At 65.7% G+C, this 23,344-nt stretch carries 24 protein-coding genes; 7 read left to right on the forward strand and 17 right to left on the reverse strand.

Annotation, left to right across the window (positions count from 1 at the left end; all coding sequences use genetic code 11):
- Positions 1-4 precede the first annotated feature (4 nt).
- A complete protein-coding gene (locus tag IVB18_RS44005; protein ID WP_247986310.1) occupies positions 5-1,570 on the forward strand; it encodes a GMC family oxidoreductase in 1,566 nt (521 codons plus the stop codon).
- 154 nt (positions 1,571-1,724) lie between these two features.
- Here IVB18_RS44005 and IVB18_RS44010 read toward each other — a convergent pair whose 3' ends face one another.
- Entirely contained in the window at positions 1,725-2,042 is a 318-nt protein-coding gene (locus tag IVB18_RS44010; protein ID WP_247986311.1) for a ribbon-helix-helix domain-containing protein, read from the reverse strand.
- 230 nt (positions 2,043-2,272) lie between these two features.
- Between IVB18_RS44010 and mutL the strand changes: the two genes are divergently transcribed.
- Complete coding sequence (gene mutL, locus IVB18_RS44015; protein ID WP_247986312.1) at positions 2,273-4,084, forward strand: DNA mismatch repair endonuclease MutL; 1,812 nt, start codon at positions 2,273-2,275, stop codon at positions 4,082-4,084.
- 1 nt (position 4,085) lies between these two features.
- Here the strand turns inward: mutL and rsmD are convergent, their stop codons facing one another.
- Positions 4,086-4,643, reverse strand: a complete 558-nt coding sequence (rsmD, locus tag IVB18_RS44020; protein ID WP_247986313.1) for a 16S rRNA (guanine(966)-N(2))-methyltransferase RsmD — start codon at positions 4,641-4,643, stop codon at positions 4,086-4,088.
- Positions 4,644-4,784: 141 nt separating this feature from the next.
- The gene (locus IVB18_RS44025; protein ID WP_247986314.1) at positions 4,785-6,842 is read right to left on the reverse strand and encodes a pseudouridine synthase; all 2,058 of its coding nucleotides are present in this window, start codon (positions 6,840-6,842) and stop codon (positions 4,785-4,787) included.
- Positions 6,843-6,961: 119 nt separating this feature from the next.
- On the opposite strand from IVB18_RS44025, the gene IVB18_RS44030 reads away from it, so the two are divergent.
- The gene (locus IVB18_RS44030) at positions 6,962-7,420 is read left to right on the forward strand and encodes a nucleoside deaminase (RefSeq protein WP_247986315.1); all 459 of its coding nucleotides are present in this window, start codon (positions 6,962-6,964) and stop codon (positions 7,418-7,420) included.
- On the opposite strand, the gene IVB18_RS44035 is transcribed toward IVB18_RS44030, so the two are convergent.
- The 5 genes from IVB18_RS44035 to IVB18_RS44055 all read right to left on the reverse strand — a co-directional run bounded on the left by IVB18_RS44035 (position 7,417) and on the right by IVB18_RS44055 (position 11,908).
- Positions 7,417-8,322, reverse strand: a complete 906-nt coding sequence (locus IVB18_RS44035; protein ID WP_247986316.1) for an alpha/beta hydrolase — start codon at positions 8,320-8,322, stop codon at positions 7,417-7,419. The genes IVB18_RS44030 and IVB18_RS44035 overlap by 4 nt on opposite strands.
- Before the next feature lie 226 nt (positions 8,323-8,548).
- Entirely contained in the window at positions 8,549-9,832 is a 1,284-nt protein-coding gene (purD, locus tag IVB18_RS44040) for a phosphoribosylamine--glycine ligase (protein WP_247986317.1), read from the reverse strand.
- Positions 9,833-10,047: 215 nt separating this feature from the next.
- On the reverse strand, positions 10,048-10,347 hold the full coding sequence (locus IVB18_RS44045; RefSeq protein ID WP_247986318.1) for a transcriptional regulator: 300 nt from the start codon (positions 10,345-10,347) through the stop codon (positions 10,048-10,050).
- 2 nt (positions 10,348-10,349) lie between these two features.
- The gene (locus IVB18_RS44050; RefSeq protein WP_247986319.1) at positions 10,350-10,901 is read right to left on the reverse strand and encodes a hypothetical protein; all 552 of its coding nucleotides are present in this window, start codon (positions 10,899-10,901) and stop codon (positions 10,350-10,352) included.
- The gene (locus IVB18_RS44055) at positions 10,898-11,908 is read right to left on the reverse strand and encodes an alpha/beta fold hydrolase (RefSeq protein WP_247986320.1); all 1,011 of its coding nucleotides are present in this window, start codon (positions 11,906-11,908) and stop codon (positions 10,898-10,900) included. Before IVB18_RS44055 ends, IVB18_RS44050 begins: the two co-directional genes overlap by 4 nt.
- Positions 11,909-12,027: 119 nt before the next feature.
- Between IVB18_RS44055 and xseA the strand changes: the two genes are divergently transcribed.
- Positions 12,028-13,668: an exodeoxyribonuclease VII large subunit gene (gene xseA, locus IVB18_RS44060; protein WP_247986321.1), complete on the forward strand. Its 1,641-nt coding sequence runs from the start codon at positions 12,028-12,030 to the stop codon at positions 13,666-13,668.
- A gap of 266 nt (positions 13,669-13,934) precedes the next feature.
- Here the strand turns inward: xseA and IVB18_RS44065 are convergent, their stop codons facing one another.
- On the reverse strand, positions 13,935-14,078 hold the full coding sequence (locus IVB18_RS44065; protein ID WP_247986322.1) for a hypothetical protein: 144 nt from the start codon (positions 14,076-14,078) through the stop codon (positions 13,935-13,937).
- Between the two features lie 263 nt (positions 14,079-14,341).
- Positions 14,342-15,166, reverse strand: a complete 825-nt coding sequence (locus IVB18_RS44070; protein WP_247986323.1) for a dienelactone hydrolase family protein — start codon at positions 15,164-15,166, stop codon at positions 14,342-14,344.
- A 211-nt stretch (positions 15,167-15,377) separates the two neighbouring features.
- On the opposite strand from IVB18_RS44070, the gene IVB18_RS44075 reads away from it, so the two are divergent.
- Positions 15,378-15,605: a DUF2093 domain-containing protein gene (locus IVB18_RS44075; protein ID WP_247986324.1), complete on the forward strand. Its 228-nt coding sequence runs from the start codon at positions 15,378-15,380 to the stop codon at positions 15,603-15,605.
- Between the two features lie 16 nt (positions 15,606-15,621).
- On the opposite strand, the gene IVB18_RS44080 is transcribed toward IVB18_RS44075, so the two are convergent.
- Positions 15,622-15,936, reverse strand: coding sequence for a hypothetical protein (locus tag IVB18_RS44080; protein ID WP_247986325.1), 315 nt, complete (start codon positions 15,934-15,936; stop codon positions 15,622-15,624).
- Between the two features lie 499 nt (positions 15,937-16,435).
- Here IVB18_RS44080 and IVB18_RS44085 point away from each other — a divergent pair, with 499 nt between their 5' ends.
- A complete protein-coding gene (locus IVB18_RS44085) occupies positions 16,436-16,663 on the forward strand; it encodes a hypothetical protein (RefSeq protein WP_247986326.1) in 228 nt (75 codons plus the stop codon).
- 328 nt (positions 16,664-16,991) lie between these two features.
- Here IVB18_RS44085 and lpxK read toward each other — a convergent pair whose 3' ends face one another.
- The 6 genes from lpxK to IVB18_RS44115 form a co-directional block, all read right to left on the reverse strand.
- On the reverse strand, positions 16,992-18,008 hold the full coding sequence (gene lpxK, locus IVB18_RS44090) for a tetraacyldisaccharide 4'-kinase (RefSeq protein ID WP_247986327.1): 1,017 nt from the start codon (positions 18,006-18,008) through the stop codon (positions 16,992-16,994).
- The gene (locus IVB18_RS44095) at positions 18,001-19,335 is read right to left on the reverse strand and encodes a 3-deoxy-D-manno-octulosonic acid transferase (protein WP_247986328.1); all 1,335 of its coding nucleotides are present in this window, start codon (positions 19,333-19,335) and stop codon (positions 18,001-18,003) included. The genes lpxK and IVB18_RS44095 overlap by 8 nt, the downstream gene beginning before the upstream one ends.
- Entirely contained in the window at positions 19,298-20,011 is a 714-nt protein-coding gene (locus IVB18_RS44100) for a lysophospholipid acyltransferase family protein (protein WP_247986329.1), read from the reverse strand. Before IVB18_RS44100 ends, IVB18_RS44095 begins: the two co-directional genes overlap by 38 nt.
- Positions 20,008-20,256 (reverse strand): DUF4170 domain-containing protein, encoded by a 249-nt coding sequence (locus tag IVB18_RS44105; RefSeq protein WP_247986330.1) that lies wholly within the window; start codon positions 20,254-20,256, stop codon positions 20,008-20,010. Before IVB18_RS44105 ends, IVB18_RS44100 begins: the two co-directional genes overlap by 4 nt.
- 61 nt (positions 20,257-20,317) lie before the next feature.
- The gene (locus IVB18_RS44110) at positions 20,318-21,127 is read right to left on the reverse strand and encodes a 3'(2'),5'-bisphosphate nucleotidase CysQ (protein ID WP_247986331.1); all 810 of its coding nucleotides are present in this window, start codon (positions 21,125-21,127) and stop codon (positions 20,318-20,320) included.
- A complete protein-coding gene (locus IVB18_RS44115) occupies positions 21,114-22,523 on the reverse strand; it encodes a TldD/PmbA family protein (RefSeq protein WP_247986332.1) in 1,410 nt (469 codons plus the stop codon). Before IVB18_RS44115 ends, IVB18_RS44110 begins: the two co-directional genes overlap by 14 nt.
- 275 nt (positions 22,524-22,798) lie before the next feature.
- Here IVB18_RS44115 and IVB18_RS44120 point away from each other — a divergent pair, with 275 nt between their 5' ends.
- Positions 22,799-23,317, forward strand: coding sequence for a DUF6101 family protein (locus IVB18_RS44120; RefSeq protein WP_247986333.1), 519 nt, complete (start codon positions 22,799-22,801; stop codon positions 23,315-23,317).
- Positions 23,318-23,344: the final 27 nt, after the last annotated feature.

A 23,344-nucleotide genomic window follows, 5' to 3' on the forward strand; every position in this document is an offset into this window, starting at 1 on the left:
GCATATGGCAAAATTCGATCTGAACGACAGCGGCGTTGTGGTGATCGTCGGCTCCGGCGCCGGCGGCGGCACACTGGGCAACGAATTGGCGCAGAAGGGCGTCAAGGTCGTCATTCTCGAAGCCGGGCCGCGCATCGAGAACCAGGACTTCATCAACGACGAGTGGGACAGCTTTTCCCAACTGGCCTGGACCGACGCCCGCACCACATCGGGAACATGGCGCGTTGCCAAGGACTTCTCGGGTCTTCCCGCTTGGATCGTCAAGGCGGTCGGCGGCTCCACGGTGCATTGGGCCGGCGCCTCGCTGCGCTTCGACGAGCACGAGTTCCGGGTGAAGAGCACCTACAGCAACATTGCCGGCGCCAACCTGTTGGACTGGCCGGTCACGCTCACCGAGATGGAGCCATGGTACGCCAAGGCCGAGAACAAGATGGGTGTAACCCGCACCAACGGCATTCCCGGGCTTCCCGGCAACAACAATTTCAGGGTGCTCGAAGCCGGCGCGAAGAAGCTCGGCTACAAGACCGTGCACACCGGCAACATGGCGATCAACAGCCAGCCGCGCGATGGACGCGGCTCCTGCCAGCAGATCGGCTTCTGCTTCCAGGGCTGCAAATCCGGCGCGAAATGGTCGACGCTCTACACCGAGATCCCGAACGGCGAGGCGACCGGCAATCTCGAGGTCCGGCCCAGCAGCATGGCGGTCAAGATCGAGCACGATGCGAGCGGCAAGGTCACCGGCGTCGTCTACGCCGACGAGAACGGCGCGATGCAGCGTCAGAAGGCGCGCATCGTCGCGGTCGCCGGCAATTCGATCGAAAGCCCTAGGCTTCTGTTGAACAGTGCCTCAAGTACGTTCCCCGATGGTCTTGCCAATTCATCGGGACAGGTCGGCCGCAACTACATGCGTCATATGACCGGCAGCGTGTACGCCGTGTTCGAGAAATCGGTGCACATGTATCGCGGCACCACCATGGCCGGCATCATCCGCGACGAGGCCGCCAACAATCCGAAGCGCGGTTTCGTCGGCGGCTACGAGATGGAAACGCTATCGCTCGGCCTGCCCTTCATGGCGGCGTTCCTCAGCCCCGGCGCCTGGGGGCGTCCGTTCACTGCGGCGCTCGACGGCTATCCGCGCATGGCCGGCATGTGGCTGGTCGGCGAGGACATGGCGCAGGAGACCAACCGCATCACGCTCGATCCGACGGTGAAGGACAGGTTCGGACAGCCGGTCGCCAGCGTACACTTCGACGATCACCCCAACGACGTCGCGATGCGCGCCCACGCCTACAAGCAGGGATCAGCCGTCTACGACGCCGTCGGCGCCACCGTGACCTATCCGACGCCGCCCTATCCGAGCACCCACAATCTCGGCACCAACCGGATGAGCGAGAAGCCGCGGGATGGCGTGGTCAACAAGTTCGGGCAGAGCCACGACGTCAAGAATCTGTTCGTCTCCGACGGCAGCCAGTTCACCAGCGGCGCGGCCTGCAATCCGACACTGACCATCGTCGCGCTGGCGATCCGGCAGGCGGACTACATCGCCGGCGCGATGCAGAAGGAAATCTGAGGTCCGACTGCTCTCGGCCGTCGTCCTGGCGAAAGCCAGGACCCATTACCCCAGGGAGGAATTTGGCGAAGACTCGTCATTCGGTACTGATACCGACCGCAATCGATGGATTCCGCGGTATGGGTCCTGGCCTTCGCCAGGACGACGGCGGGGGCTATTCAGCCGCATCGAGAACGGGCTCGACGGTGCTCTTGAAAGCCTGCAAGGGCGCCACGTTCCTTGAACGGTAGATCAGGCAGGAGCAGCGCAACAGCGAGGCGAAATTATTGACCTCGCCATGGTGGTCCAGCACCTCGTTGTAGAGCGTCGTCAGGAACTTGCCGACGCTCATGTTCTCTCTGGCCGCGATCTCGTCCAGCGTGTCCCAGAACGCCATTTCCAGCCGGATCGAGGTGCAATGCCCGTCGATCCGCAGCGAGCGGGTCTGGGACTCGTAGTCGCGTTGGGGCTGGTGCGCGAACAAATGGCACATGGCGTCCTCCCGTCCTGTTGCCGTTTTTTCACGATGCTACACCCGTGCCCGGCACCTCACAATCAGGACCCTCGCAGCATCGCCGCTTCAGCAATTTTCGCGAACGCCCAATGTCTTCAATGTGATAGACATCCCTCTTCCCCAGCCCGTCACGTTCCTGTTGCCCAACACATGCTTTTGACGCAACACGGCCTAGAATAGCATCGTCCGCGAATCCAATTCGAAAGCCCATGCCCGTCCGCCAGCTTCCAGAGCAGATCGTCAACCGCATCGCCGCCGGCGAGGTGGTCGAACGTCCCGCGAGCGTGGTCAAGGAGCTCGTCGAGAACGCGATCGATGCCGGCGCGAGCCGGATCGACGTCTTCACCGACGGCGGCGGCCGGCGCCGGATCGGCATCACCGACGACGGCGGCGGCATGACCGCGAAGGACCTGTCGCTGGCGGTGGAGCGCCACGCCACCTCCAAGCTGGATGACGAAGACCTGCTGCAGATCCGCACGCTCGGGTTCCGCGGCGAGGCGCTGCCTTCGATCGGCTCGGTGGCGCGGCTGTCGATCACCACGCGGCACGCCAGCGAGCCGCATGCCTGGGCGCTCAATGTCGAGGGTGGCGAGAAGTCCGAGATCATGCCGGCGGCGTTGGCCCACGGCACGCGCGTCGAGGTCAACGACCTCTTCTACGCGACGCCGGCGCGGCTGAAATTCCTGAAGACCGACCGCACCGAGGCCGAAGCGATCCGCGAGGTGGTGCGGCGGCTGGCGATGGCACGGCCCGATATCGCCTTCACATTGGCCGGCGAGGAACGCGCGCCCGTGACCTGGGCCGCGGCGCTGCCCGGCGCCGCCGGACGCCTGACGCGGCTCGGCGACATCCTCGGCGCCGAGTTTCGCAGCCACGCCATCGAGGTGCATGCCGAGCGCGAGGGCGTCGTGGTCGCCGGCTATGCCGCGGCCCCGGCGCTGACGAAAGCCAATGCGCTCGGGCAATATCTCTTCGTCAACGGCCGCCCGGTGCGCGACAAGCTGATCCTCGGCGCGGTGCGCGCGGCCTATTCCGACTATCTGCCGCGCGACCGCCATCCGGTGGTGGCGCTGTTCGTCACGCTCGATCCGCGCGAGGTCGACGCCAACGTCCATCCCGCCAAGACTGAGGTGCGCTTCCGCAATGCCGGTCTGGTGCGCGCGCTGATCGTGCATGGATTGAAGGAGGGCCTCGCGCGCGAGGGCCGGCGCACGGCGGCCAACAGCGGCGACAGCGCGCTGTCCGCGTTCCGGCCAGCCTTCACGCCGCGCCCGGCGAGCTGGGACTGGCGGGCATCGCCGTCCGCCCCGAGCGGGCCGCTGCCGTCTTTCGGCGGTGCCGCGGCGCCCGCTTTCGCCGAACGAACCCAGGCCGCGTTCGACGTCGGCGCACCGAGTGCGGACGTGCGGATCGACGCGCAGCCCGTGAGCGATATGGTCGACCGTCCGCTCGGTGCGGCGCGCACGCAGCTCCACGAGACCTATATCGTCTCACAGACCCGCGACGGCTTGATCATCGTCGACCAGCATGCCGCCCATGAGCGCATCGTCTATGAGCGGCTGAAGGCGTCGCTGGCCGCAAACGGCGTGCAGCGGCAGATCCTGTTGATCCCGGAAATCGTCGAGATGGACGAAGCCACGGTGGAGCGGCTTCTGGCGCGCAGCGACGAGCTTGCATCGTTCGGGCTTGCGATCGAGTCCTTCGGCCCCGGCGCGGTCGCCGTGCGCGAGACGCCGTCACTGCTCGGCAAGGCCAACGCGGGCGGCCTGTTGCGCGATCTCGCCGAGCACATGGCCGAATGGGACGAGGCGCTGCCGCTGGAGCGCCGCCTGATGCACGTCGCCGCCACCATGGCCTGTCACGGCTCGGTGCGCGCCGGCCGCAGACTGAGACCTGAGGAGATGAACGCGCTGCTCCGCGAGATGGAGGAGACGCCGAACTCCGGCCAGTGCAATCACGGCCGGCCAACCTATGTCGAATTGAAGCTTGCCGATGTGGAGAAGCTGTTCGGGCGGAGGTGATTTACGCGTTGCGCTTCAAAAACACGAACTCCGTGTCGTCATACGCGCGCCGCTCCAGTTCCTCGAACCCCTGCGGCGTCACGAACAGCGCGGCCTTCGCCTCCTCCACCACGAGCAGCGCACCCGGCGTGAGCCAGCCACCGTCACGCAAACTGGCAAGCGCCTGCTCGGCAAGACCCTTGCCGTAGGGCGGATCGAGGAACACCAGCGAGAACGGCTCGACCGGATGCGCTGGGCCGAGGTCGGCTGCGTCGCGGCGATAGATCTTGGTCACGCCGCCGAGGCCGAGCGTCTCGACATTGTTGCGCAACAGCGCGCGCGCCTCGGCGCCGTTGTCGACGAACAGCGTGAACTTCGCACCACGCGATGCCGCCTCGATGCCGAGCGCGCCGGTGCCGGCGAAGAGGTCGAGCACGCGCGCGTCCTGAATCGGATCGTCGTAGGCGTGCACGAGGATGTTGAACACCGCCTCGCGCAGGCGATCCGCCGTCGGACGGATGTCGCGCGAGGACGGAGAGGCCAGATTTCGCCCCTTCAATCGGCCGCCGACGACGCGCATTTAATTGTCCCCGTCATGCCCGGACTTGTCCCGGGCATCCACGTTCTTCAGCCGTGGACGCAAGCAAGACGTGGATGGCCGGGTCAAGCCCGGCCATGACGATCTGTTGCAGAGCCTCAGGGTCGTTTCAACCATCCGACCTTACTCGTCGTCCTTCGGCGTCAGGTCGCGCTTGCCGTGATAGCCGCGCTTGGGACGGCGCGGGGGGCCGTAGCCGCTGGCCTCGGACTCGTTGCGCTCGCGCGCTTCGTCGCTGCCGGTGCGCTGCACCAGCACGCGGCGGCCCTTGCGGTCGTTGATCACGGCGCGTTTGACCGGCTTCTTCTCGGGCGGGGCATCGTCGTCGCGCGAGGCGGATTTCTGCGGCACGTCGAACTGCGCGCCCGACTTCTCGATCACCTTGTCACCGAGCTGGTCGCGCAGCACGCGGGATTTGATCTCCTCGACCTGGCCTTCCGGGACCTCGCCGAGCTGGAACGGGCCATAGGAGACCCGTATCAGCCGGTTCACCTCGAGCCCGAGATGGGCGCAGACGTTGCGCACCTCGCGGTTCTTGCCTTCGCGGATCGCGAACACCAGCCAGACATTGGCGCCCTGGTCGCGCTCCAGCGTCGCTTCGATCGGACCGTATTTGACGCCCTCGACCTCGATGCCGTTCTTCAACTCGTCGAGCTGCGCCTGGGTGACGTCGCCATGGGCGCGGACGCGGTAGCGGCGCAGCCAGCCGGTGTCGGGCAATTCGAGCGTGCGCGCGAGCCCGCCATCATTGGTGAGCAGCAACAGGCCTTCGGTGTTGAAATCGAGCCGGCCGATCGAGATCAGCCGCGGCAGGCCTTCCGGCAGATTGTCAAACACGGTCGGACGGCCCTCGGGGTCGTCATGCGTCGTCATCAGGCCGCGCGGCTTGTGATAGAGGAACAGCCGCGTGCGCTCGCGCTCCGGCAACGGCTTGCCGTCGACAGTGACGACATCGTTCTGCGTGATGTCGAGCGCCGGCGAATTGATCACGCGGCCGTTGACCGTGACGCGGCCCTGCGTGACCATCTCCTCGGCATCGCGGCGCGAGGCGAGCCCCGCGCGCGCCAGCGCTTTTGCGATGCGCTCGCCGTCCTTCTTCGGCTTCGGCTCTTCTTCACGCCGCGGCCGCCGGTCGAAATCATGATCGCGCTCGCGATAAGCGCCGCGGCCGCCGAAGGCCGGACGCTTCTCAAAAATCCTGCTGTCATCCTCGTTTTCACGCCGCGGACGATCGCCGGAACGGCCTTCGCTGCGCGGATGCTCGTGCCAGTCGGAGCGGCCTTCGGGACGCTGGCGCGGACGATCGAATTTCGGGCGTTCGCCGCCGCGCCCACCGCGGTCGGCATCGCCGTCACCACGGGGCCGATCGAATTTTGGACGATCCTCGCGCGGGCGATCGAATTTGGGCCGATCGAATTTGGGCCGCTCGCGGAACGGACGATCGCCCGATGCACGATCGTCGCGCGAGCGCGAGAAACGCGGACGATCATCGCCGCGGCCGCCTTCGCTGCCGCCTTCACGCTTCTGCCAGGGCTTTTGCTCGCCGCGGTCGCGCCCGCCAAAATCCCTGCCGGGGCCCTTGCCAAAGTCCTTGCGCGGCGGCCGGTCGCCGCGCGGAGCCGCATCGCGCTTCTGCCAGGGCTTTGAATCGCCGCGCTCGCCACGATCACGCGGGCGGTCGCTGCGGTCCGGTGCGCCCCGCGAGAACTTCCGCTCGCCGTCAAACCTGCGTTCCGGGCGTTCGCCGCGCGGCGCGTAGGGCCGCTTGTCGCCGAACTTCTTCTCGCCCGACCGGCCGGCGGGGCGGGAATCGTCGCGATCACGGCTGCGCGGCGGGCGGTCGTCGCGATCGAATTTCGGACGGTCACCACGCGGCTTGAACGGGCGCTTCTCGCCGTCGCGCGACGGACGATCGGAAAAAGAGCGTTCACCGCGCGGCCGGTCTTCGCGATTGAACTTCGGCCGGTCGCCACGATCGGGCCGCGGCGCGTCCCCGTCCCGGCTGCGGAACGGACGGTCTTCGCGCTTGCCGGCGAACGGCCGCTTGTCGCCCTTGCCCTCAAAACCACGCTTGGAAAACTTCTTCTCCGGACCGCGCGGCTTGCCGGAGCGACCCTTGGCGGGGCCCCGATCACGCCGGCCGCGCGAGGAATCGTTGTCTTTGTCGCTGTCGCGGGGCATGAATCGTCTCACTGGGGGATGGTCAAAAGGGCATTGTGCGCGCTCTTTTCGAGCCGCATGCTCAGGCAAAACCGGTATTCACTCTTGCTGAAGGCGCAGCTACTAGCAGGTTTCTGGCGATGATACGAGGCATGAAAGCCCCTTCTTTCATGGATTTGGCGCTCAAAACGGCCGAAAACGCCGGAAAGTCGGGCGAAGTTCCGATCGGATGCGTCGTGGTCCGCAATTACGAGGTCATCGCGACCGCGGCCAACCGGACGCTGACCGATTACGACCCTACGGCCCATGCCGAGATCATTGCGCTGCGCGAAGCCGCGAAAAAAATCGGCAGCGAGCGGCTGGTCGACTGCGATCTCTACGTGACGCTGGAGCCATGCACCATGTGTGCGGGCGCGATCTCCTTTGCAAGGGTCAGGCGGCTCTATTACGGCGCGGCCGATCCCAAGGGCGGCGCGGTCGAGTCCGGCGTGCGCTTCTTCACGTCGCCGACCTGCCATCACGTCCCGGACGTTTATTCCGGGGTCGGCGAGAGCGAGGCGGCGCGGCTGCTGCGGGAGTTCTTTCGGGAGCGGCGTTAGCTGCCTGAGAAAAACTCGCGCAGCGCCTTCGCGGTGACGTCCGGGTTCTCCTCCGTCAGGAAGTGCCCCGAATCCACCGGCACGCCGTCGACGTTCGTGGCCCATTGCTTCCAAATGTCGAGCGGCGTGGCGGCGGCTTGCGCGACGCCGGCATTGCCCCACAGCGCCAGCATCGGGATCGTGATCTTCTTGCCGGCCTCGAAATCCGCCTTGTCGAGGTCGTAGTCGATATAGGCGCCGGCGCGATAGTCCTCGCACATCGCATGCACGCGAGCGGGATCGCGGAACGGCGCGATGTAGTGCTGGAGTGCGCGCTTGTCGATGGCATCGAGCGTCTTCGACTTGGTCTGGCTCGCCATCTTGAAGCGCAGGAAGAACTCGCCATTGCTCGCGATCAGCGTCTCCGGCAGTGGCGCCGGCTGCGCGAGGAAGGTCCAGTGATAGATCTTCAGCGCGTAAGCGCGGTTCATCCGCTCCCAGTAATTATAGGTCGGCAGGATATCGAGCACGGCGAGCCGCGACAGCCGGCCGGGATGGTCGAGCGCGAGGCGATAGGAGACGCGTCCGCCGCGGTCGTGGCCGGCGAGTGCGAAATGCACATGGCCGAGGCTCTCCATCACCTCCACCATGGCCTTCGCCATCGCGCGCTTGCTGTAGGGCATATGCAGCGCATCGGTCGCGGGCATGTCGGACCAGCCATAGCCCGGCAAATCGGCGATGATCAGCGTGAACTTGTCCGCGAGCTGAGACGCCACGCGGTGCCACATCACATGCGTCTCGGAGAAGCCGTGCAGAAGGAGCAGCGGCGGCCCCTTGCCGCCGATGCGCGCGAAGACGCGGCCGAAGGAGGTGTTGATCCATTCGGAGGCGAAGCCCGGATAGAGGTCGGCGAGATCGGACATGGGTTCCATCACCTCAATTGTCATTCCGAAGCGGGCACCCGCAGTGTGCCCAAACCAAAAATGTCGAAAACAACCCCATGCAAAGTAGCACGGTCGTCCCCGGCAAGGGATGCTAACCCCAGCGCCCAATTGCGCATTTTTTGAATGTCGATGTGGCGGAGCGCTGGGCTCGACAATTCGAGGTTCCGGATCGACGCGCTTTGCGCGCCGTCCGGGAAAACCGCTGTCAGCCCTTGGCCTTCTCCGCTTCCACCGCCTGCCAACCGATGTCGCGGCGGCAGAAGCCTTCGGGCCAGTTGATGCGGTCGACGGCCTGATAGGCGCGCGCCTGCGCTTCCGTCACGGTCTTGCCGAGCGCGCAGACGTTGAGCACGCGGCCGCCATTGGCGAGGATCGCGCCGTCTGTCGCCACCGTGCCGGCGTGGAAGATCTCGGCACCTTCGACCTTGGCGGCGTCATCGAGGCCCTCGATGCGCGTGCCCTTCTGGTAGTCGCCGGGATAGCCTTTCGCCGCCATCACCACGGTGAGTGCAGAGTCCGGATGCCAGCGCAGGTCGAAATGCTTCAACTGCCCGTCGCAGGAGGCAAGGAACGCCGGCACGATGTCGGACATCATGCGCAGCATCAGCACCTGGCACTCGGGATCACCGAAGCGGACGTTGAACTCGAACAGTTTTGGGCCCTGCGTCGTCAGCATGATCCCGGCATAGAGCACGCCGCTGAACGGCGTGCCGCGCTGCTTCATGCCGGCAACCGTCGGCTGGATGATCCTGGCCATGATCGCGTCGTGGATCGCCGGTGTGACCAGCGGCGTCGGCGAATAGGCGCCCATGCCGCCGGTGTTCGGGCCGACGTCGTGTTCGAACACGCGCTTGTGGTCCTGGGCGGAGGCGAGCGGAATGGCGGTCTCGCCGTCGCACAGCGCGAAAAAGCTGATCTCGCGGCCCGGCAGAAATTCCTCGATCACGACCTCGGCGCCGGCCTCGCCAAACGCGCCCTCGAACATCATGGCGATGGCGTCCTCCGCCTCACGCACGGTCTTGGCGACCACGACGCCCTTGCCGGCGGCAAGGCCGTCGGCCTTGACCACGATCGGGGCGCCCTGGCTGTGGACATAGTCGCGCGCGTCATTGGCGTTGGTGAAGCGCTTGTAGGCGCCGGTCGGAATGCCGAATTCGGTGCACAGCGCCTTGGTAAAACCCTTGGAGCTTTCGAGTTGCGCTGCCGCCCCACTCGGCCCGAACGCCTTGATGCCGGCGGCGGTGAGATCATCGACGATGCCGGCGGCAAGCGGCGTCTCCGGGCCGACCACCACGAGCGCGACCGCATTTTTCTTGCAGAAGTCGATCACGGCGGCATGGTCGGCGACGTCGAGCGCCACGCATTCCGCCTCCCGCGCGATGCCGGCATTGCCGGGCGCGCACCAGAATTTGGTCACCAGGGGAGAGGCCGCGATTTTCCATGCGAGGGCATGTTCGCGGCCACCGGAACCGAGCAGGAGAATGTGCATGGAAGGCTCAAAACAGGGATGTGCTGAGCGCGTCGGTCGCACGAATCCGGGCGGGTCTCAAGGGGGAGCGTCTCCAATTCCCCCGTCATTCAATTCCCCTGTCATTCCGGGGCGCGCCCACTTGGACGCGAGCCCGGAATCCATCGAGCTGCGGCGATGGAGGCGCGATGGATTCCGGGCTCGTCGCTTCGCGACGCCCCGGAATGACAATGGGGTTAGATTTGCTTCCCAGCAATGATCTCCTGCAATGTCGCGACATGCCGGGCGAACGCACCGCGGCCCGCCGCGGTGGCGGTAACTGTGGTCTGCGGCTTCTTGCCGACAAACGCTTTGTCGACCTGGACGTAGCCGGCCTTGGCCAGCGTCTCGATATGCGCGCCGAGATTGCCGTCGGTGGCGCCGGTCAGCTTCTTCAGCCGCGCGAATTCCAGACCTGTCGCCGCCGGCAGCGCGTTCAGCGCCGCCATGATCTTCAGCCGCAACGGCTGGTGGATGATGTCGTCGAGCTCGGCCACTTCTAGCTCCGCCGCATCCAGAGGCCGCCGACGAACAGTCCGCCGCCGTTGACGACCGCCATCCACAGCAGGAACGGCATGCCGGGGATGTAGACATATCCGATCAGCGTCAGCGCGATGATCGAGGCGCCGATCACGATGAAGGCATAGCCGAACCACACGCCCGCCAACATGTAGAACAGCATGATGTAGACCGGCCAGAACACCGTTTGCTGACGCGGCGTGAATTGGCCGAAGACGCAGCAGAAGATGCCGAAGGCAACGATGAACAGGAACGTCAGCAGATAGCGCCGGTCAAACGTGCGGATGCGGGATTGCGCATGATTGTAGGCACTGATGGCGAAGAGCCCGGCGGTCGCGAGGACGTAGACGCCGATCCAGAGATAGAGCCCATAGCGCGGCCAGAGCCAGCCCGAGATGTTGCCGGCGAAGACGAGCACGCCCCACATCAACATGATGAGACTTGAGAGCTGGTAGATCTGCGACTGCCGCACGCGACGGACGGTGTCGTCGATATCAGCCAGCGCGTCCGTGGCTTGCTTGCTGTCGATCATGACTGCCCGCTTCCCCGCGTTGCCACGTCCTCGGCGATCGCGGAGACCGCCTTCGGGTTGGTGACCATGCCCATGTGGTTGATGCCGTCGAGCACCTTGACGTCGACGGAAGGCTTCACCGCCTGAACGGCTTCCGCATATTTGTCCGAGATCATCATCTCGTCCTCGGCGCCACCGAAGATCGTCAGCGGATGCGTCACCGCCGCCAGATCCAGGCGATAGCCGCGCGTCGCAAAGTTGCGCATGAGGCGATCGGAATAGGTCGGCACCAGAATCCGCTGCGAGTTCGGCGGCACCGCGAAGGCGAGCACCGGAAGCTGCGAGCAGCAATCGATGCCGAGCTTGCGCAGCGCGGCGAGCGCGAAAAGGCGCGGCAGATCGGCATTGGCCCAGCCGCCGGCATGCGGCCGGTTGGTCGGCGCCTCGTAACCGAGATAGGGCGCGATCAACACGGTGCGGACGAACAGATCCTGCATGATCGGCGTGGCGGCAACGCGGAGCGAGAAGCCGGCGCCGGCGGAATGGCCGATCAGGGTCAGCGGCAGGTCGGGCGCGCTCCTGCGGACATGGGCAACGAAATCGACCAGATCGTCTTCGAGCTGGCCGACATAGCCGATGTCGCCGCGTGTACCCGATGCGCCGTGGCCGCGCATGTCGAGCGCCCAGGTCTCGACGCCGCGCGCGGCCATCGCCGCCGTCAGGGCGTGATTGACCGTGGCGGAGGAGGCCGAGGAGCCGTGGATGAAGATGGCACCGCGTCCGGCGTCCGACCCCTTCGGCGCGTAGTGGCGGAAACCGAGCCAGGTGCCGTCGCGAGCCTGAAAGCGCTCGAGTGCCGGCAGGGTGGAAAAGTCGACGGCCTTCGCGGAGTCCGAGACCGAGCGCATCTCGGCGGGGCGCTCCAGCGGTGTCGCGATCAACGCGGTCAGCAGCAGCGCCACCGCGCCGGCCGCGCACAGACCCCATTTCAGCAGGTTCAAGGCACTTCGCAGCAACCGCACAGCCATGGCTGAACTCCATTAAACCTTCGATCAATAGAGAACTCTATACAACAGAGTACTCGCTCAATCAATCCCTGGATTGGCGCCGGCCGGCGAAAATCCTTAACGTCGGATCCGACCCCAACATGCCGAATCGTTTGCCGATGCCGCCTGCGGAACAACTGCTCAACGCCCCCGAATTCACCGTCTCCGAGCTCTCGCAGTCCCTGAAGCGGACGGTGGAGGACGCCTATGGCCACGTCCGGGTCCGCGGCGAGATCTCGGGGTTTCGCGGCGCCCATTCCTCCGGCCACTGCTATTTCGCGCTCAAGGACGAGAGCGCCAAGATCGAGGCGGTGATCTGGAAGGGCGTGCACGGAAGGATGCGCTTCAAGCCCCAGGAGGGGCTCGAGGTCATCGCCACCGGCAAGCTCACGACCTATCCGGGCTCCTCAAAATACCAGATCGTGATCGAGGCGCTGGAGCCGGCCGGCATCGGCGCGCTGATGGCGCTGATGGAGGAGCGCAAGAAGAAGCTCGCTGCCGAAGGCCTGTTCGACGAGGCGCGAAAGCAGCTCCTGCCCTGGCTGCCCGAGGTGATCGGCGTCGTGACCTCGCCGACCGGCGCCGTCATCCGCGACATCCTGCACCGGCTCGAGGACCGTTTCCCCCGCCACGTGCTGGTGTGGCCGGTCAAGGTGCAGGGCGAGGGCTCGGCCGAGCAGGTCGCAGCCGCGATCCGCGGCTTCAACGCACTGCCGGAAGGCGGCAAGATTCCGCGGCCGGACGTCTTGATCGTGGCGCGCGGCGGCGGCTCACTGGAGGACCTCTGGTCGTTCAACGAGGAGATCGTGGTGCGTGCCGCGGCCGAGAGCATGATCCCGCTGATTTCGGCGGTGGGCCACGAGACCGACATCACGCTGATCGACTTCGTCGCCGACAAGCGCGCGCCGACACCGACGGCCGCCGCCGAGATGGCGGTGCCGGTGCGCAGCGATCTCTTCGTCGAGGTCGCCGATCTCGCGCGCCGCACCCGTGCGTGCTGGCAACGCGGCCATGAAAGCCGACGGAACGAGTTGCGCGCCGCCGCGCGCGCGCTGCCGGCGGCAGGCGATCTCTTGGCGATTCCGCGGCAGCGGCTGGATTCGGCCGGCGCCTCCCTGCCCCGCGGCCTCAAGGCCAACACGCACGCACATTTCCGCCGATTTACCGCCGCCAGCGCAAAACTGACGCTGCGGGTGCTGCACGGGCAGATTTCGCAGGCCGATCATCGGCTCACCGTATGCGGCGAGCGGCTCGGCCTGTCCGCGCGCTCGCTGTTGCGGCGGCGGCGCGACCGCTTTGCCGGACTTGAAGTGCGCTTACGCGCCTCAAAACTCTCCAACGCGCAGGCGCAGCGCAACGCGATTGCCCGCCAGCGCGAGCGCACGCATCGTCTTGCCGAGCGCGCCAGCCGCGCGCTGATCACGCTGCTGCAACGGCTCGATGCACGCGTCGGAAACAGCGGCAAGCTGCTCTCGGCGCTATCCTATCGCGGCGTTCTCGCCCGCGGCTTCGCGCTGGTGCGCGACGAGGCCGGCCATCCCTTGCATTCGGCGGACGCGGTCGGGCCGAACGCGCGGCTCGAGATCGAGTTTGGCGATGGCCGTGTCGGCGCGACCGCGGATGCGGATCGCCCCGCCCCGGCCGCAAAGCGCGCGGCATCGCAACCGAAGTCGTCCGCGCAGGACGCCAAGCCCGCGCCGAAGCGCGTGGGCAAGCCGGTGGATCAGGGCAGTTTGTTTTAGGGTCTCTGTCATTCCCCGCGTAGGCGGGGAATCCAGTACGCCGCAGCTTCTCGATGAACTACGGACGCCTCGGGGTACTGGATCGCCCGATCAAGTCGGGCGATGACACCGAGTATGTGGGATGCGTGTTGCCACACACACGCGCTGTCGTCCTGGCGAAAGCCAGGACGACGCTGGGAGAGATCGTAGCCGCATAAGCGAAGCGATGCGGGAGCAGTCGCCCCGGATATCGCTGCGCTCATCCGGGCTACAAGACCGTCGTATGCCTACCGGCAGGACAATCCCGCGTCAATCGTGGTCCAGAAGCCGCAATGTTCCGGGGCGAGCTGCGGCGCGCCGGCTTGGGCTTCGATCAGGAAGATCGCGACGGTGAAGACGATCAGTGCGGAGGAGAAGAGGACGAGGCGCATGCGGAATGCGTTCGACGGACATCGTGGTCGAACTAAGGCGCCGCCACATACTGAAACCGGCCGGACGCCCAATCCGTAGATTCCCGGTCGGCCATTATCCGTGCAGGGCGGTGGTCGATGCGGGGCTGTCCGCTCCACATTGTTCCTCGGGCGGCCCCGCTTCGGAACGCGTAGCCCGGATGGAGCGAAGCGAAATCCGGGACGTCGCAGCGCGCGGCACCACCCGGATTACGCTTCGCTCCATCCGGGCTACAACACGACCGCTACCGCGCCAGCCACTCCGCGACCTGCTTCTGCGAATCCGCGCGCGCGTCCGCGTCGGTGCCGAGATGGCCGTGCTCCGGTGCGGCTGCATCGCTGCTGCCGGCGAGCGCGTGCAGCGGCGTGTTGGCGCGGTCGAAATCGTGATAGGCGCCGGGATAGACCACGATGCGCGCGAGCGCGCTGCGGCCATGCGCACCATCGACCATCTGGCGGCAGGCCGGGGGCGACGACACGTCGTCATTGGCGCCGATCAGCACCAGCGTCGGCAGGCGCGTGCTCCAGCCGAGGCCGGCGGAAATCCGGCAGTCCGGATAGAAGGCGATCGCCGCGCGAAAATCCGGACCGGCGTCGCGCGCAACGTTCTGCGGCCGCACCGCCCATAGCAGCGCGCTCGCGCCGTTGGCCCAGCCGATCAGGCTGATGCGGCCGCGCGCGACCCAGGGCTGCTTCATCAGCCAGCCTCGCGCCGCCGCGACGTCGGCGACACGCTCGCGCCGCGCCTTGACGTGCATCTCCTTGACGCGGCATTGCGGCCCGAGCTCGCGCGAACCGTAGCTATCGGGCAGCAGCACGGCGTTGCCGGCCTTGAGCAGTTGCAGCGCCCAGTCGCGGTAGCGCGGCAGCACCGGATCGGAATGGCCGCCAAGACCGCCGCAGCCATGCAGCGCGATCACGGTCGGAAACGGCCCCTCGCCCTCGGGCTTGTAGAGCTGCGCATGCAAGATGCCGGACGAGAGTGGAATCTCGACCTGCTGCGGCGCGGGCGCAGCGTGCGCGGCCGACATCAGCAGAATCAGGAACAGGGCGGTCAGTCGAAGGCGCATCGGACTCTGCCGGGTAATAAGGTGCCGGTCGCAAGCGGGCCGGAACCAGCGATGCTTCGCCGCAGCACTATCATGCGACAACAGCGGCAAAACATCACAAATCGGTGGGTTTGACGGGCGGACAAGGCATCCTATTTATGGTAGATCGAATTCATCACATCATGCCCTCCAGGGTTTTCCACGGAGAGGCTTTCCACGGAGACTATCGACTGTGCTGAACAAGTTCGGCCCCTCTGGCCATGGCGAAGCGCAGGTGCAGTATCTCGACGGCGATTTCCGCGTGATCTCGCCGGGGACCTATGTGCGCTGCGCGATATCAGACACGCGGATCCCGCTCGACGAACTGAAATACTGGAGCGTCGACCTCCAGGAAGCCTACGCCACGCCCGCCGCCGTATTGCAGCGGCATTTCCCCGGCGCGCCGAAGCCGCAGCCGTAAGGCCGCGGCCGCACGCCTATTGTTGCTCGGTGCCATCCGCGCCCACGCAGCTCTTCACGAAATTCTTCCTGGGCTCGCCGACGATCTTCTGATCGATCGCCTGCTTCAGACAATCGACCCGCGCCTGCGCTATGCAGAGCTGCATCTGGTCGCGCTTGTCCTGTCCCTTCATGTTTTGAGTCGTGGCGAGACACGTCACGCGCTTGGTCGCGGGAACCGGCACCGTGCTGGTCGGAGCAGCGGAAGCCGCCGGCGGCGTCGTTTGTGCGAACACGGGCGCAATGATCAGACACACAAGGCTTGCGGCGACGGCCGCGGACAGCAGTTTCATTGAATTCTCCTGGTCGTCTGAAACTGGTAGGAGTTTTGCGATGAACGACGCGTGAATGGCAGGCCTGCTGCCGGATGGGCAAAGCGCAGCTGCCCTGCCGGCGTAGCACGCACGAGCGGTGCAGCTTATCGCGAGGCGTGGAAATGGTCCGCGTCGGCGTCCCGACGATGTTCGCGCGCGCCTGAAGTGCGCGTCTCACAGCAAATAATCTCCGTCGTGCCGATTCGCGTTGCATCGAATAGTGCTTGCACTCTGGGGTAAGTCATTTCGCGCTGTGGTTGGCGTTTTTGTTGCGGCTTGGTGCCCTTAGGTTGTTTGACGAAGTCTTGGTGAAACACAGGGCTGCTATAGTGGAGCTTAGGTCATTAGCCCTGTTCTTTTTATCGCACAGACAATCAAGTCGACCAATCGGCCACTGAGCTTTGGAATTGGCGCCGTCTGTGAACGGGCTCATATCGAAGAGCCATCTGACGGGCTACGATCATCAAGAAAATTCGCGGTGGAATATCTGTATATCGAAACTCAAACGATGGGGGTGATCATGCCCGCCATATTAGACCTGCTCTATCGTGAATATTGCCGCGCCCGCCTCGCTGAAATGCGGAAACAGCTTCTGATCGCAACTGAACGCGCCGAAGCTCTGGACGCGGATCATCATCCTGCGGATCAGGGTGACGATGACAAGGTGGACACACACCGCAAAACCGGTCACCGCGCGCCGAATTGAAGCGGCCCCAAGACCGGCGACCTCTCCCGCGTAGCAGTGCCGAGCAATTGGCAACAGTTTGGGAGGCAGCAATGAATACGCCGGAATGCTATACTGTCATGGTGGCTTGCGTCTCGTGCCTGACCATTGTCGGATTGATGGTCGTTGGGGCGTGGTGAGCATGACTTACCGCTGAACTGCGAATGCAGGCTGTTACAGCCGCTGGCAAGCACGCTCGGTCGGGCCTATGGCGCCGGCGTTCCGCACTGGTCGTTACAGCCGTCGCATCTAAGCGGCTCAAAGCTCAGCAGTTCGGCGCAAAGCCCCTCGCTTTGCCCACTTTGCGGGATTATCGCCCGCCGAATCTTCGCTCACGCGCCTTGTAGAGATGGTCGCTGACCAGTTGCCGAAGCGCAGCCAGATCGTCGTACTCGAGCTGAACCGCGAACGGCACGATACCGTCAGGCAGGCCCTCACTGCCGCGCAGGCGCGCAAGATCCTTTTCCGTCGTCACCAGCGTGAGCTGCTCGCGCTTCGCGTCCGCCGCCAGCGCAGCGATCTCGGCTTGCGAGAACATGTGGTGGTCGGCGAAGGGACGCGTGCGCACAACCTCGATTCCGCTGGCACGCAGCGTGCGGAAGAAGCGTTCGGGGTCGCCGATGCCGGCGAAGGCCAAAACCTGCTTGCCGAACAGCTGCCCGACCGAAGCCGCATCCGGCCTCAAGCGCGCGCGCAGCACCGGGTTGCCGCGCGCAGCAATCTCGGCCGCGACATCGTCGGCGGCATGTCCATCGCCGATCAGTACCAGCGCGTCGGTGCGCGCGAGCTGCGCCTTCAGCGGCGCGCGGAGGGGACCGGCGGGAAACACCTTGCCGTTGCCGAGCCCGCGCGCGCTGTCGATCACGATCAGCGAGGCGTCCTTCATGATGCCCGGATTCTGAAAGCCGTCATCCATCAGGATCACGGTCGCGCCGCGTGATTTTGCGAGCGCCACACCCTCGAGACGGTCGCGCGCGACCGCGACCGGCACGTCGCGCACCATCATCAGGGGCTCGTCGCCGACGTCAGTTGCGGTGTGACGTTCGCGATCGACCATCACTGGGCCCTGCAATCGCCCGCCATAGCCGCGGCTGAGCACGACAGGGGTCTCGCCGAGCTCGCGCAACAGTTTCGTCAGCGCGAGCACGGTCGGCGTCTTGCCGGCGCCGCCGACATGGTAGTTGCCGACGCAGATCACGGGGATGCCGGCATCTACGCCTGTGCGCAGCATGCGCCGTTCGGCGATCGCGCCATAGAGCGCGCCCAACGGCCGTAACGCGTGCGACTTGAAGGAGCGAGGCCGGTACCAGAAGGCCGGCTCACGCATTGGCGGCTCCCATCTCGATCCGCAACTGCATCAGATACGGCTCCAGAGCCGTCATGGTGCGGTCGAGCGCGCCGCCGAGCTGCTCCACCACGCCCGCGCCCGACCGTTGCATCCTGTCGCGCACGGTGGGATCGGCCAGCAACTGGCCGAGCTGCTTGATCAGCGCCTCCTGCGTCTCGGCCTGCCGCGCCCCGCCGGCTTGATCGAGCGCCTCGAAGACATCGGCGAAGTTGAAGACGTGCGGACCATGGATGATCGCCGCACCCAGCTTGATCGCCTCGATCGGATTCTGCCCGCCGTGACGAATCAGCGAGCCGCCCATGAACACGATCGGCGACAGGCGGTAGAACAGCCCGAGCTCGCCCATGGTGTCGGCGACATAGACATCGGTCGCAGCCCCCGGCAGTTCCTCGCGCGAACGCAAGGCCGGCTTCAGGCCTGACGCCGTGATCAAACCGCCAATCGAGGAGCCGCGATTCGGATGCCGCGGCACGATCACGGTCAAGAGTTGCGGGAAGAAACCGGTGAGGCTGCGATGCGCCGCAACCAGCATCTCTTCCTCGCCCGGATGGGTCGAGGCCGCGACGATGATTGGACGCCCGCGCGTCATCGCCATCAGCCGCTCGAGCTTTGCGGGATCGGCAGGCGGCGCCGGCACGTCGAGCTTGAGATTGCCGGTAGCGACAACGTCGCGACCGCCGAGCGCGGAGAAGCGCTCGGCATCGGTCTTCGACTGCGCGAGGCAGATATCGAACCGCGACAGTAGCGCCGAGATGGTGCCGTACATCCGCCGCCAACGCGGGAAGGAGCGCGGCGACATCCGTCCGTTGATCAGCACCATCGGCACCCGCCGCGTCGCGCCCGCCAGGATCAGGTTCGGCCACAGGTCGGATTCGATGAACAGCGCCAGCGACGGCTTCCAGTGATCGAGGAAGCGCGCGACATAGCGCGGAGAATCATACGGCACGTATTGATGGATGACGTCGGGCGGAAAGCGCTTGGCCACCATTGCGGCCGAGGTGACGGTGCCCGAGGTCAGGAGAATGCGCAGGTTCAGATCGCGCAGCCGCTCGATCAGCGCCGCCGCAGCCAACACCTCGCCGACACTGGCGCCATGGATCCAGACCAGCGGGCCGTGCGGCCTCACGTCCTGGGAGAGGCCGCGCCGTTCGCCAACGCGCGCCGGATCCTCCTTGCCCTGCTTCAGCCGCCGCTTGATCAGCGCAGGCGCGAGCGGCACCAGGCCGCTAGCCAGGCGCTGATACATCCGCAGCGTCATCGGCAGCGAATTAGGCATCTTCGGGTCCCGGACGGCCGAGTTGCGCATAGGCGCGGCGAGTCGCTTCGTTCAACGTCTCTTCCAGCTCCAGCCGTAGCGCTTCCATGGTCGCGGCGTCGGCATCCGGTGGAACGTGGATTTCCTTGATGCCGACCAATGCGCCGCGCCCGAATGGCAAATTGATGGTGGTGCGGTCCCAGTTCTTGAGCCGGATGAAGCGGCTGGTTGCCATCGCGAAAGGCATGATCGGCCGTCCCGATTCCCGTGCCAGCATGATGATGCCGAGCCCGGCCACGCGCGAGCGCTTCGGGACATCGGCGGTCAGCGCGACATTACAATCGTCCTGGAGAGTCCGCACCATTTCCTTGAAGGCGCCGACGCCACCTTTACGGTGAAAGGCGCTGCCGTGGTCGCCGGAACCGCGGATGGTGCCGATGCCGAGCCGCTCGGCGGCGATCGCGTTGAACTCGCCGTCGCGGTGGCGGGAGATCAGGACCCTAGCCTTGTACCGGTCCTTGTTCTTGATGAAGGGGGTGAGGAAATGCTGGCCGTGCCAGAAGGCGAAGATCGCGGGGATCTGCGGCTCGACGCGATCATAGACGTCCGGCGGATCGAACGTGAACTTGTTGGTCCGCCAGACCAGGCGCAGATATTCGGCCGCCAGAATCCCGACGGCACGCTGAAACCAGCTGCTTCGTAGCGTATTGCGAAGCAGCTTTTTCAACGCGCCGGCTTCGGTTCTTGATTCGGATCGAGCAGCCGATGGAGGTGGACGATGAAATAGCGCATCTGCGCGTTGTCGACCGTGCTCTGCGCCTTGGCCCGCCAGGCGGCGTGCGCGGTCGCATAGTTCGGATAGAGGCCGACGATCTCGACGTCGTCCAGGTTCTTGAAGGTGTTGTGCTCGAGATCGAGCAGCTCGCCACCGATGACAAGGTGGAGCAGTTGTTGCGGGGCACTATCTGGCATGGGTTCTCTTCCTAACGGGCTGCCCGGCAAAGCAGTGGTCGACAAGCACAACGGACGCGCTTCACGGCAAGGGACGGTCTCGAAAATGCGCGACAATGCTCGCATGACGATCGCGGCCCGCTGCCATCAGCACCCCGTGCGTGACTTCCCGGCGGTTATAAAGGATGGGTTCTCCGGAGAGGTCGCTCATCCTACCATCCGCTTCCTGCACGATCAAATCGGCCGCCGCAAGGTCCCAATCGTGGCTGTTGCCCCCCGCAAAAGCCGCATCCAGCGCGCCATGGGCGACCCGGCAGAGCCGGAGCGCGAGCGAACCGATTCGCGGATGCAGCCTGATCTCGCCCAGTGACGGCTTCAGACGCTCGACCAGCGGCTTCGGGCCGGCGACGCGGGAGAAGTCGAGCTCGGATCCGGGTGTCGCCCGCACGGGCGCATCGTTGAGGGTCGTGCCGTGTCCGCGTGCGGCGAAAAAGAATTCACCGCTGGTCGGCGCAAACACCGCGGCAAGGACCGGCGAGGCATCCTCGACCAGCGCCACGCTGACGCACCAGTCGTCATGGCCGCCCAGATAGTTGCGCGTGCCGTCGATGGGATCGACCACCCATGTCAGCCGCCGCAACAGCCGCGACTCGTCGTCGGCGCTCTCCTCCGACAGCCAGCCATAGTCCGGCGTGGCGGAGCGTAATCGCGCTTCGAGGAGGTCGTTGACGGCAATGTCGGCTTCCGAGACCGGCGAGGACGCGCCCTTGGTCCACTTCTTCAGCTCGGTGCCGAACATCGACCGCGCCAGCGCGCCCGCCTCCCGCACCGTGTCTTTCAGCAGCGCCGCGTCGCGCGTCAGGATGGTCTCGTTCGCGTCAGCGTCCGCCAAGCGTCAAGCCCTCGATGCGCACCGTCGGCGCATTGACGCCGTAGCGGAATTCGAGATTGTTCGCAGGCTGCATCGATTTGAAGATTTCGAACAGATGGCCCGCGATCGTCACCTCGCTCACGGGGTAGGTGAGCTCGCCATTCTCGATCCAGAAGCCGGAGGCGCCGCGGCTGTAATCGCCGGTGACGCCGTTGACGCCGGAGCCGATCAGATCGGTGACGTAAAAACCCTGCTTGATGTCGGAGATCAGCTCAGCCGGCGTCGGCGTGCCTGCTTCGAGATGCAGATTATACGGACCGGGCGACGGCGAGGACGAGACGCCGCGATGGGCGTGTCCGGTGGTGACGAGGCCCAGCTCACGGGCGGTCGCACAGTCGAGCAGCCAGGTCGTGAGCACGCCTTCGTCGATCAGCGCGATCTTCTTCACAGCCACGCCCTCGGCGTCAAACGTCTGCGAGCGCAGGCCACGCTTGCGCAGGGGATCGTCGATGATGCGGATGTTCTTGGCGAAGAGCTGTTGGCCGAGCTTGTCCTTCAGGAAACTCGTCTTGCGCGCGATCGATGCGCCGTTGATGGCGCCGACGACATGGCCGACCAGCGAGCCCGCGACGCGCGGATCGAATACCACCGGCACCTTGCAGGTCTCGACCTTGCGCGGATTGGAGCGCGCCACCGTGCGCTCGCCCGCGGAGCGGCCGACGATTTCCGGCGACAGCAGATCGGCGGCATGGGGCGCCGAAGTGAAATCGTAATCGCGCTCCATGCCGGTGCCTTCGCCCGTAATCGCGGTCGCCGAGATGCCCTGGCTCGAGCGCAAGTAAGAGCCGTGGAAGCCGGTGCTGGTCACCAGCACCATGCCGCCGATGCCGGCGGAGGCCGAGGCGCCGCCGGACTTGGTCACGCCCTTGACCGCGAGCGCGGCGGCTTCCGCTTCGAGCGCGCGGCGCTCGAGTTCGGCGGTCGCGGGCACATCGGGATCGAGCAGATCGAGATCGGGGAAGTCGCGCGCGAGCAGCGCGGGATCGGCAAGGCCGACATATTTGTCGTCGGGCGCGACGCGTGCCATCGCAACGGCGCGCTCGGCAAGCTTGGTCACCGCATCGCCGCTGGCGTCGTTGGTCGAAACCACCGCCTGGCGCCGGCCGACCAGCACGCGCAGGCCGACATCGTCACCCTCGGAACGCTCGGATTCCTCGACGCGGCCGTCGCGCACCTCGACGCCTTGCGAGATGCCGCGCACCGCGACCGCATCGGCCGCGTCGGCACCGGCGCGCTTTGCCGCCTCGACCAGCCGCTGTGCGAGATCGGAGAGCGCGGACTGATCGAACAGGTCGCGGTTGGCTTTAGACGAATCCTGGGGCGAAAGCGTCGAGCTTGCGGATGGTGAAGGGTTCACAAACGAAATCCTGTTGCGGCGGGAGGTTTCGGGGCGATACCGGCCCTCAACACCAGATGTGCCCAATTGGCACGGACTTCAAGCGTTTTCAGCCCGCAAAAAGCTCAGATTGGCAGCTTGCGCGCAACGTCTCGTCAATCATGCGCGCCAAGGTCTTGTCAATCATGCGCGGCGGTGACGCTGGATTAACCAGCATTTTTAAGCGGTTTCGGAAGCGGCCGCGCTAAGGTCCTCGCATCGACCGGGAACATAATCCTGGCGGGGAGACTAAAGCCGTGAGGCGTCAAACAGCAACATGCGGGGCCACTCCCGCCGGGTCGAGCCGCAGCCTGCGGCTCGACCCTCTTTCCCTTCCGGTCCGCTTCGATGCGCATGATCCGCGCGCCGACGGATATGTCCGGCAGATCGAGCTTCATCGCGAACGCGTCGTGCTGCGCCGTGCCGTCCGCGGCATGCGGATGGCGATCAACGTCCGTGTCACCGATTTCACCGGCGTCGCGCTGCGTGGCAATGACGAGGCGCAGACCCTGGTCCTCGTTCATCGCGACCCCTCGCTCTCCGTTCCGCTGCTCGTCAGCGCCGATGGCGACGAGCTCGCCGAAGCCTGGGCAATCTGGAGCGAGATCTTCGCGCTTCCGCAACTCGACGAAGGTACGCGCAAGCCGGCGCCGCGCCGTCGCCGCTGCAACGCGATCCGCACCCGCCGTCCGAAATTTCTGATGCGCCGTCGCACCGGCGTCGCACGCGAGTTGCCAATTCATCGCGACGAGCGCGAGATCATCGCGCGGAGCTGAGTGAGATTTGGTAGGGTGGGCAAAGCG

Source organism: Bradyrhizobium sp. 186, from assembly GCF_023101685.1.
Classification (GTDB): domain Bacteria; phylum Pseudomonadota; class Alphaproteobacteria; order Rhizobiales; family Xanthobacteraceae; genus Bradyrhizobium.

Bases quoted from the DNA above. Each gene is read 5' to 3' on its own strand.
- xseA (WP_247986321.1), top strand. From the start codon at position 12,028: ATGCCGAATCGTTTGCCGATGCCGCCTGCGGAACAACTGCTCAACGCC.
- IVB18_RS44010 (WP_247986311.1), bottom strand. From the start codon at position 2,042: ATGTGCCATTTGTTCGCGCACCAGCCCCAACGCGACTACGAGTCCCAG.
- IVB18_RS44080 (WP_247986325.1), bottom strand. From the start codon at position 15,936: ATGAAACTGCTGTCCGCGGCCGTCGCCGCAAGCCTTGTGTGTCTGATC.
- IVB18_RS44025 (WP_247986314.1), bottom strand. From the start codon at position 6,842: ATGCCCCGCGACAGCGACAAAGACAACGATTCCTCGCGCGGCCGGCGT.
- IVB18_RS44050 (WP_247986319.1), bottom strand. From the start codon at position 10,901: ATGATCGACAGCAAGCAAGCCACGGACGCGCTGGCTGATATCGACGAC.
- IVB18_RS44035 (WP_247986316.1), bottom strand. From the start codon at position 8,322: ATGTCCGATCTCGCCGACCTCTATCCGGGCTTCGCCTCCGAATGGATC.
- IVB18_RS44105 (WP_247986330.1), bottom strand. From the start codon at position 20,256: ATGCCAGATAGTGCCCCGCAACAACTGCTCCACCTTGTCATCGGTGGC.
- IVB18_RS44095 (WP_247986328.1), bottom strand. From the start codon at position 19,335: ATGCGCAACTCGGCCGTCCGGGACCCGAAGATGCCTAATTCGCTGCCG.
- IVB18_RS44070 (WP_247986323.1), bottom strand. From the start codon at position 15,166: ATGCGCCTTCGACTGACCGCCCTGTTCCTGATTCTGCTGATGTCGGCC.
- purD (WP_247986317.1), bottom strand. From the start codon at position 9,832: ATGCACATTCTCCTGCTCGGTTCCGGTGGCCGCGAACATGCCCTCGCA.
- IVB18_RS44065 (WP_247986322.1), bottom strand. From the start codon at position 14,078: ATGCGCCTCGTCCTCTTCTCCTCCGCACTGATCGTCTTCACCGTCGCG.
- IVB18_RS44005 (WP_247986310.1), top strand. From the start codon at position 5: ATGGCAAAATTCGATCTGAACGACAGCGGCGTTGTGGTGATCGTCGGC.
- lpxK (WP_247986327.1), bottom strand. From the start codon at position 18,008: ATGCGTGAGCCGGCCTTCTGGTACCGGCCTCGCTCCTTCAAGTCGCAC.
- mutL (WP_247986312.1), top strand. From the start codon at position 2,273: ATGCCCGTCCGCCAGCTTCCAGAGCAGATCGTCAACCGCATCGCCGCC.
- rsmD (WP_247986313.1), bottom strand. From the start codon at position 4,643: ATGCGCGTCGTCGGCGGCCGATTGAAGGGGCGAAATCTGGCCTCTCCG.
- IVB18_RS44055 (WP_247986320.1), bottom strand. From the start codon at position 11,908: ATGGCTGTGCGGTTGCTGCGAAGTGCCTTGAACCTGCTGAAATGGGGT.
- IVB18_RS44030 (WP_247986315.1), top strand. From the start codon at position 6,962: ATGATACGAGGCATGAAAGCCCCTTCTTTCATGGATTTGGCGCTCAAA.